General features: G+C 33.5%; 6 protein-coding genes. 2 read left to right on the top strand and 4 right to left on the bottom strand.

Annotated features, from left to right (window positions below):
• Positions 1–92: 92 nt before the first annotated feature.
• Both A3SG_RS0116585 and arsC read right to left on the bottom strand, forming a co-directional pair.
• Positions 93–2,558, bottom strand: coding sequence for an outer membrane beta-barrel family protein (locus A3SG_RS0116585; protein ID WP_016991129.1), 2,466 nt, complete (start codon positions 2,556–2,558; stop codon positions 93–95).
• A gap of 94 nt (positions 2,559–2,652) precedes the next feature.
• Positions 2,653–2,994: an arsenate reductase (glutaredoxin) gene (arsC, locus tag A3SG_RS0116580; RefSeq protein WP_016991128.1), complete on the bottom strand. Its 342-nt coding sequence runs from the start codon at positions 2,992–2,994 to the stop codon at positions 2,653–2,655.
• Between the two features lie 112 nt (positions 2,995–3,106).
• Between arsC and A3SG_RS0116575 the strand changes: the two genes are divergently transcribed.
• Complete coding sequence (locus A3SG_RS0116575) at positions 3,107–4,042, top strand: CPBP family intramembrane glutamic endopeptidase (protein WP_016991127.1); 936 nt, start codon at positions 3,107–3,109, stop codon at positions 4,040–4,042.
• Positions 4,043–4,057: 15 nt separating this feature from the next.
• On the top strand, positions 4,058–5,104 hold the full coding sequence (locus A3SG_RS0116570) for an AMP-binding protein (protein WP_016991126.1): 1,047 nt from the start codon (positions 4,058–4,060) through the stop codon (positions 5,102–5,104).
• A gap of 224 nt (positions 5,105–5,328) precedes the next feature.
• Here A3SG_RS0116570 and A3SG_RS0116565 read toward each other — a convergent pair whose 3' ends face one another.
• Positions 5,329–6,891 carry a S41 family peptidase gene (locus tag A3SG_RS0116565; RefSeq protein ID WP_016991125.1) on the bottom strand — a complete coding sequence of 521 codons (1,563 nt, stop codon included), beginning with the start codon at positions 6,889–6,891 and terminating at the stop codon, positions 5,329–5,331.
• Between the two features lie 69 nt (positions 6,892–6,960).
• Positions 6,961–7,482 (bottom strand): GNAT family N-acetyltransferase, encoded by a 522-nt coding sequence (locus A3SG_RS0116560; protein ID WP_016991124.1) that lies wholly within the window; start codon positions 7,480–7,482, stop codon positions 6,961–6,963.
• Between the last annotated feature and the right edge of the window lie 745 nt (positions 7,483–8,227).

Here is an 8,227-nt window from a genome sequence, read left to right as displayed (position 1 = left end):
AGGTTTTAGTTAGTTAGTACACAAATAAAAACGGTAAACCGGTTTTACCGTTACGTCTTTTCTTTTTTTGTATTTACTTTCATCAAAGTACATTAAAATCCGCCGCCTTCTTCTTCATTGCTTTTTGCAGCATTTTTATCTCTTTCATTTTTCTTTTTGTTGATTCGGTACGTAAATGATAAATTGAATTGTCTTTTTCTCCATTGAAATTCACTGTAAGAACTTACACTCGGTAAATTAGTTTCTGATCTTCTTTTACTGGAGTTAAAAATGTCACTTACGTTAAAAGAAATGGTCGCTCTATCTTTCATGATATCTTTACTAAAAGCGGTGTTGACCATAGTTAAACTTAGATTTCTACCTTGGGCTGTTCTACTAGGTCCAAAATACATAACGCTCGCTTGCCACTCAATTTTGTAGGGTAATGTTAAACGAGAATTAATGCGGGTAAACCAAGAGAAAGCTTCATTATCCAAGTTTTGAACAATTACCTTGTTTTGTGAATTGGTATACATGAAATCTCCCGTAGTTTTTGTATTGAATAGATTAAAACTACTATTTATTTTCCATATTTTAGATGGATTGTAATTTAGAGAGAGTTCAAATCCAAATCTTTGTTCTTTTCCAATATTGATAGGCGTACTAAGAATTACTGGGGTACCATCAACAAACTCGCCACTTTCATAACGGACAAAGGAAAATACATCAACTGTGTTTTCAAAATACATGGAGGTATTGAAAGTCACTTTATCCCATCGCTTAATGTATCCAAAGTCAAATTTATCAGTCAAAGAGGGATCTAAATCTGGGTTTCCTCGAAAGATATTTATATTGCTAGAAACATTAGGAGTTGGGTCTAAAAAGCGTCCTCTAGGTCGAGATAAACGTTTACTGTAACTTAAAGAGACACTACTTTTATCTGAAATCTCGTAAGTAGCAAAAGCACTTGGGAAAAACTTATTGTATTTCTTGTTGTTGTATTCTTGTGTACCCAGTAAATTCACATCAATGTTAGTGTCTTCCCAACGTAAACCAAATAAATAAGAAAATTTATTTACTTTGAAACCATACTGTGTGTAAAGCGCATTAATTTTCTCTTTGTATTGCAATGTGTTTGATAAGAAATTACCAACATTGTTGCCGTTATCATTAGAGGAAATATTATAATCTTTATCTAAGTTATTGAAATTTCCTTTGTATCCTGCTTCAAACTGGCTTCCTTCTCCAATAGGTAAAACATAATCAGCTTGAAATTGATATTGTTCTTGAACTTCATCGTTGAGCGTGGTGGTTGAAGTAGATCTTTCAGGAAAGGTGGTGTTAACCCCGTTAATAAAGGAATCTTCTTTGTCATTACTTTTGGTAAATGATCCGTCAGCGGTTAATTTATGACCTTTATCATTGAAGTTTTTAATGAAGTTAGATGAAAATTCAAAGTCATTACTATTATCATTTCCGTCATTTAGACGGAAATTATTGAAAGTGAAAGCTCTGTTGCTATCAAAATTATTAAAATTCACTAAGTCTTCATCCTTTCCAGTATTTTCTCGATAATTAATAGCATTGGTCCAAAAAGTAGTTGGATTTATGGTCCATTCTACACCAGATCTTGTACTTATTCCTTTTCTAGTTCTCTCTGTATTGCGACTTTCATCGATATATTTATTAGTAGAACCGTCAGGATTAAAATATTCTGCATCAGTTAATCCTCCTCCTTGAGTAGTTCTATAATTATAACCAGTAGAAGTAAAGTAATTTAGTTTTTCAGTTTTGTAATTTAAGTTGGCACTGATGCCGTAGGTTTCAGGAATTCCTGTTGAAGCTATGAACACACCGTTGAATCCTTGGTTTTTCCCCTTCTTTAGGATAATGTTTAAAATACCAGCTCCTCCTTCAGCATCATAACGCGCGGAAGGATTCGTGATTACTTCTACTTTATCAATCGCATCTGCAGGAATCTGACGCAAAGCTTCGGCCATGTTTAAAGCATTAGAAGGACGACCATCAATGAAGATACGAACGTTTGCGCTACCTCTTAAACTTACATTTCCTTCAATATCAACAGAAACAGAAGGAACATTACCTAGTACATCGCTTACTGTTCCTCCTTTAACCAGCATGTCTTGTCCTACATTATATACTTTTTTATCGAGTTTTATTTCAACAGTAGATTTCTCTGCTCTAATAACGACTGAATTTAATTGTGTGGCATCCTCTATAAGAGCTATAGTGCCTAAACTAATGTTTTTGTCTAGCGTACGTTCTTTGATTTGAATAGATTTAAAAGAAATAAACTCAATTTTTATAGTGTAGATTCCAGGGGATACATCAATATTAAATTCTCCTTTTGGACTTGTGATGCCTCCAGCTACAACTTTTGCACTTTTTGAATTTATAATAGTAACTGTTGCGTATTCAAGAGGTTGCTTGGTATTTTTTTCAATAACATTTCCTGTTATCTTAATTTTTTCCGAAATTGGCCCTCGTTGCTGAGCAAAACTCATAAAAAAGGATAGAAATAAAGTAAGTGTTAAAAGGTATTTTAAAGGTTGATGCATTTAGTGCTTTTTTAAGTTATGCAAATTTGACTACAAAAAATAGATATGGTTTAATAGACAATTCACAAAAGTCTGTTAAATAAACCCCTGTCGGTTATATAAAATGGGCCACTTTGCCTAAATCTCTGCCAATAATTGCTTTGTCCCCGCTCAGTACAATAGGTCTTTCGATAAGAATTGGATAAGACACAAGAGCCTGGATAATAGCTTCGTCTGTCATTTTTATATTCTTAAAGTTTTCTGTCCAAATCTTTTCTTTTTGGCGGACTAACTCCAATGGTGTAAGATTCAGTTTTTTAAGTAGCGATACTATTTCGTCAGTGCTAGGAGCATTTTCCAGATATTTTATGATTTCATATTCTTTTTCTGCCGCTTCTATAAAGGCAATGCAGTTTCTTGATTTTCCACATCGTGGATTATGGTATATTTGTATCATCTTCTGTTTTTTTTTGATATTAACGCAATTCGAAATAAAAAAAGTGTTTTTAGAAGGAACAAAAATAGACTTTGATAGTCTAACAAATCACATATAATTAAAGAAAAAATACATGTTTATAGAACAGGGAGTACATTCACAGAATAAATTTTGGAAATATTTAATAGGTTCGGCTGTAATTATTATTGCCTCATTTGTGGGACAGCTTCCTTGGTTATTAGGAATCACATATGCAACAACTGTCAAAGGAGTTCATTATTCCTCTAGTTCTAACGATATGATGCATTTTTTTGATCCGAATTTAACTTTATTTTTTATTCTTATTTCATTTGTTTTTACATTGGGAGGAATCTATTTTGTGGTACGTTACTTGCACAATCAGACGATGCGTTCCGTGACTACAGCAAGATCAAAAATAGATTGGAATAGGGTGTTTTTTTCTTTTTCCTTATGGGCACTTTTTACAATTGTTTCCACTTTATTTTTTTACTATACCAATCCAGATGGTTTTGTATTGAATTTTAAACCTGTATCCTTCGCTATATTAGTTATTATTGGAACGCTGTTAATTCCTATTCAAACAAGTACCGAAGAATATATTTTTAGAGGGTATTTGATGCAGGGGTTTGGAAATTTGGTTAAACACAAATGGTTCCCACTTTTAATGACATCTATTATTTTTGGCGCAGTACATTTTGGTAATCCGGAAGTTTCAAAATTAGGGAATATTATTTTTGTGTATTACATAGGAACAGGCTTGTTTCTGGGATTGTTGACATTGATGGATGAGGGAATGGAGTTAGCTTTAGGTTTTCATGCGGCTAACAATTTAATAGGATCTTTGTTAGTAACTTCAGATTGGTCTGCCTTTCAAACACATTCGATATTTAAGAACATATCTGAACCCGAAGCAGGTTTAGATGTAATATTGCCTGTAGTAGTCATTTACCCGATACTTTTATTTATCTTTAGTAAGAAATACCAGTGGACCAATTGGAAAGAAAAATTGACTGGTAAAATAAAAGCACAAGATAGTAACACCATTTAAAACAACTGCTTGATAATGAAAGAAGTAACTTATAAAAACGTACACAATCATTTTAAATTGAATGGATTTCATCTGGATAAAAAAGATTTATGCAGAGTATCCTACTGTTTGATAAAAGAAGGAGACGAATTTGAGAAATCGATTGGTGATTTTTTATTGGATTGGTTTGATGACAATTCCTATATAGACTTACAGACTTCGGGAACTACGGGTGTCCCAAAAATGATCAGAACAGATAAACAAATGATGGTTAACTCTGCCTTGGCTACTGGAGATTTTTTTGAATTAAGCCCTGGTGATAAAGCATTGTACTGTTTGCCAACTAAGTATATTGCGGGAAAAATGATGCTGGTTCGCAGTTTTATTCTAGGATTAGATGTCGATTTTGTTGCGCCAAGTTCACATCCATTGACAAAGAACGAAACCAAATATGATTTTGCAGCCATGGTCCCTTTACAGGCTGAAAATTCATTGGCAGGATTGAAAAACATCAAAAAATTGATTGTTGGCGGTGCCAAAATGAGCAAATCACTGGAGAAAAGTCTTTTAAAGTTAAAAATAGAAGTGTATGAGACCTATGGGATGACAGAAACGGTTACGCATATCGCTGCCAAAAAAGTAGGGGAGGACGCTTTTGCAATTTTACCTAATATCAAAATTTCGCAGAATGAATTGAATTGCTTGGTGATTGATGCTCCCAAAATTTCTAATGAACAAATTGTAACCAATGATTTAGTGGAATTAGTAAATGATCATCAATTTATTCTTTTGGGTAGAATTGACAATGTTGTTAATAGCGGCGGAATCAAATTAATTCCAGAGCAAATCGAGGAGAAATTATCACAGAGAATTCATTCTCGATTTTTTGTTGGCGGAATTGCAGATGCTGTATTGGGAGAAAAATTAGTTTTGGTTATTGAAGGGGAGAAGCAACCGTTAGATGAGCACATTTATACTTCATTGGAGAAGTTTCAAAAGCCAAAAGAAGTTTTTTATATTGATAAATTCATTGAGACAGAAAACGGAAAAATAAAAAGAAAAGAAATGCTAGAAAGCATTTGAATTTCTTTCGGGTTTAGGAACATAAAAAAGCATCATGGGTACTATTCATGATGTCTTTTTTATTGATACCAAAAATAGTAAAACTATCTACTTTCACTCCATCGTAGCCTTTACAAGCCTTTTCATTACAGTTTAGAATGATTAATGGGATTTAATCTATGAAATCTGTGTTGAGTTTTTAGTTGCGCATATATACTTGTTTTAGTAATAAATTCTTATAAACCTTATTTATTGGTTTTTAGATGCTTTAAAATCCAATTGAGTTCAGGGTCATTTCCTTTCAGTTGGTCTTCAAGGGTAGTACTAATTTCCTTATCGGGGAAAATACCGCGCCCTTTTATTTCCGTTTTATGACTAGGAGTCATCATCATTAATCCTATTCTAATCTTCAATTCAGAATGGGGTAGTTTAACGACAGGCATAAATCCCGCTACGGTTCCGTTAAAGGCTCCACCTGTTTCTTCTCCCACAAAGGTTACCCTTTTAGAGCTTTTTAAGTTGGAAGATATAAGACTAGAGGCCGAAAAACTTCCTCCGTTTATCATGACATAAATTTTTCCTTTAAAAGCATTTGTACTTAACTTATGTGGTCTTGTGTGGGTAGCATACCAATTCTTTGCCGTACCGTGTTTATGGACAGTCAACAGCAAATAGCCGTATACCAGAGGTGCGTATATTGCTTTTAGCATTTTTACACCAAAGGAACCTCCATTTAAATAGGCACCTTCCATTAAACTTGATTTGGAAACTACTTCCGACTTATCTAAAAAAACAAAAGTAGAGTCACCGAGATACGAGTACAAATCAACAATTTCATTTAATCTTCCGCCGCCATTATCTCTTAAATCAAGAATTAAGGTGCTGGATTCATAATTCTCAATTTTGTGAAAGCTTTCTTTGTAAAAAGTTCTGAAATTCCCTTTGTTAAAACTTCTGATTTTCATAATGGCGACACTACTGTCTTTTTCCATGAAATCTAGGTTTCTATTGTAATTACTCGAATCGGTATTATAACCATTTATCCTTTTTTTTCTCCTAGTTGCTCTTGATTTTTTTCGGTCGAGCGCAGTCACTTTTTTATGGGTCTTGGGTTCCTTTTTTTTAATCGTATCTTCTTTGTATCGTTTGATAGTAACTAATCGGATGCTATCGTTGTATTTTAAGGTATAAGTTAAGCTGTCTTTAATGCCATTTTCTACTGTAAAATAAGAAGTAAAGCGCTTACCTGAAGTAGCGGTTTTTAAAGTGGTATTGTAACCGTCTGAACTATAGTAGTGGTTGTATTCCTGGATTAGATCTAATGGTTTTATGCCGTTCACGGCAATCACTTCGCTACCTGCTTTTATACTTTTGTCATAGGATTTATTTTTCACGACATACAATTTGTTGTCAAAAAAATCAAAATCAAACTGAGAGAAGGGGCCTGTTCCTTTTTTAATTAATGCTTTTGTTTCTTTTTTCGTCATTTGCGTTGAAATAGGATAGAGGTAGCTATGACCTTGCCTAACCGCAGCTACAACAGGGCTTAATTTTTTATAAAATTCCAGCGGAGTAATAGGTTTACTAATTCTTGTTTTTAAACTATCAAATTTAGAATCTAAGGCAGGTTTACTAATGTACCAATAAAGATTGGGGTGTAATTTTTGTAGTTTTCTATATGTAAAATTGACATCCGATTTTAATTGCGCTATAGGAATTAGTTCCGTTAGATGGGCATTGTGTTTTTTGACAGAACCACACTGGGTGAAGTAGAGGAGAATGAAAACGAATAGAATTATTTTTTTCATGGTTTTCGAAAAAGGGTTTGGTCATTTTTATTCTGCAAATGAACAGTAATTTAGGTTATCAACTTGTATTTATTGGAGTTCGTTTTTAACGATTACTTTTTCGTATGCTTTTCTGGCGCTTCCTCTAAAATACACTTCACCACAATAGCGGTAACCCAATTTTTCAAAAATAGTCATCATAGCAAAGTTATCAAAATTTGTATCTGCTTTGACGCTGTAAATGTCGTTGCTTATTGCAAAATCTTCTATGAACCCCAAAAGCTTTTTGGCCAAACCTTTTCCCAAATGACTTTCTGAAATAGCTATTCTATGAACCACAATAAAATCATCTTTAGTAAGCCACTGGCCTTCTATTTTTTCATAAGCGGGCTCGTCGTTTATTAATACAGCACTATAACCAATGATGATATTTCCTTCGGTCAAAACAAATCCTGCATGTTTGTCTATGTCATTTTGTATTATATCCGGATTTGGATAACCGTCTTGCCATTGATCGCTGCCGTTTGCTTTTCTACGTGCGATTGCTTGTTGCAAAATAGCCCAAATTTGAGGGATTTCGGATGGTATGGCTTGTCTAAAGTGTTGAGTCATTAGTTAAAGTTAGTTTTTTGCGTCTTATGATTTTTTTAAGGACTTTTATTTGCGGGCACAGGCTGGACGCTTGCACTAGCTCGGTAAGAGATGAATTACTAATTTTATTTCTCAAATTTTATTAAATGATTTTTAAGCCTTCACTAACGATACCGTAAAGACCTATTAAACTAAAAAGGAAACCACTTAAGAAAACCTTGAGCTTCGTTGCAAATAACATGTCGTTTGTATCATACTTATAAAATTTGTTTTTTTTCATTATGATTACTCCGATAATAAAAAACACAATACTTATTACAAAAAGGATAGCATCCATATTTAAACTTTAGTTACGCACATCAATAATTATACTAGCTGTTTTCTCAGCAGCCATTATTGCACCTAGAATGGTATACTCAGATACTTTATTTGCACCCGATAGCACGGATTTGCAATCCGTGTCCGCCATCTATATTAAATCAACTTCTAATTAATTCTCTAAACAAGAGCAATCAAGTATTTTATATTTTGCTACCATTTTTAAAATTGCGCTAAAAAACAAAACTACAACTTTTTACAGTTGTAGTTTTTGTGATATTTGATTTTCTTCATATACACGGATTACAAATCCGCCTTTACTTTGTGTAGCAACTATCTAAGTTGTCAGGAATTTTTTCTAAGTAATTTATCTAGATGCCATTTAGATGGAATTTACGATTTTTTTAGCCCTGATCGCGGCGGTATCCTCGTAGTACCCATCCCGAAG

The organism is Flavobacterium sp. ACAM 123 (genome assembly GCF_000264055.1).
Classification (GTDB): domain Bacteria; phylum Bacteroidota; class Bacteroidia; order Flavobacteriales; family Flavobacteriaceae; genus Flavobacterium.
This window is presented reverse-complemented; position numbering and strand designations above follow the sequence as displayed.

What these genes read in the sequence shown, in the direction of transcription:
- A3SG_RS0116585 (WP_016991129.1), bottom strand. Translation starts at nt 2,558, where the DNA reads ATGCATCAACCTTTAAAATACCTTTTAACACTTACTTTATTTCTATCC.
- arsC (WP_016991128.1), bottom strand. Translation starts at nt 2,994, where the DNA reads ATGATACAAATATACCATAATCCACGATGTGGAAAATCAAGAAACTGC.
- A3SG_RS0116575 (WP_016991127.1), top strand. Translation starts at nt 3,107, where the DNA reads ATGTTTATAGAACAGGGAGTACATTCACAGAATAAATTTTGGAAATAT.
- A3SG_RS0116570 (WP_016991126.1), top strand. Translation starts at nt 4,058, where the DNA reads ATGAAAGAAGTAACTTATAAAAACGTACACAATCATTTTAAATTGAAT.
- A3SG_RS0116565 (WP_016991125.1), bottom strand. Translation starts at nt 6,891, where the DNA reads ATGAAAAAAATAATTCTATTCGTTTTCATTCTCCTCTACTTCACCCAG.
- A3SG_RS0116560 (WP_016991124.1), bottom strand. Translation starts at nt 7,482, where the DNA reads ATGACTCAACACTTTAGACAAGCCATACCATCCGAAATCCCTCAAATT.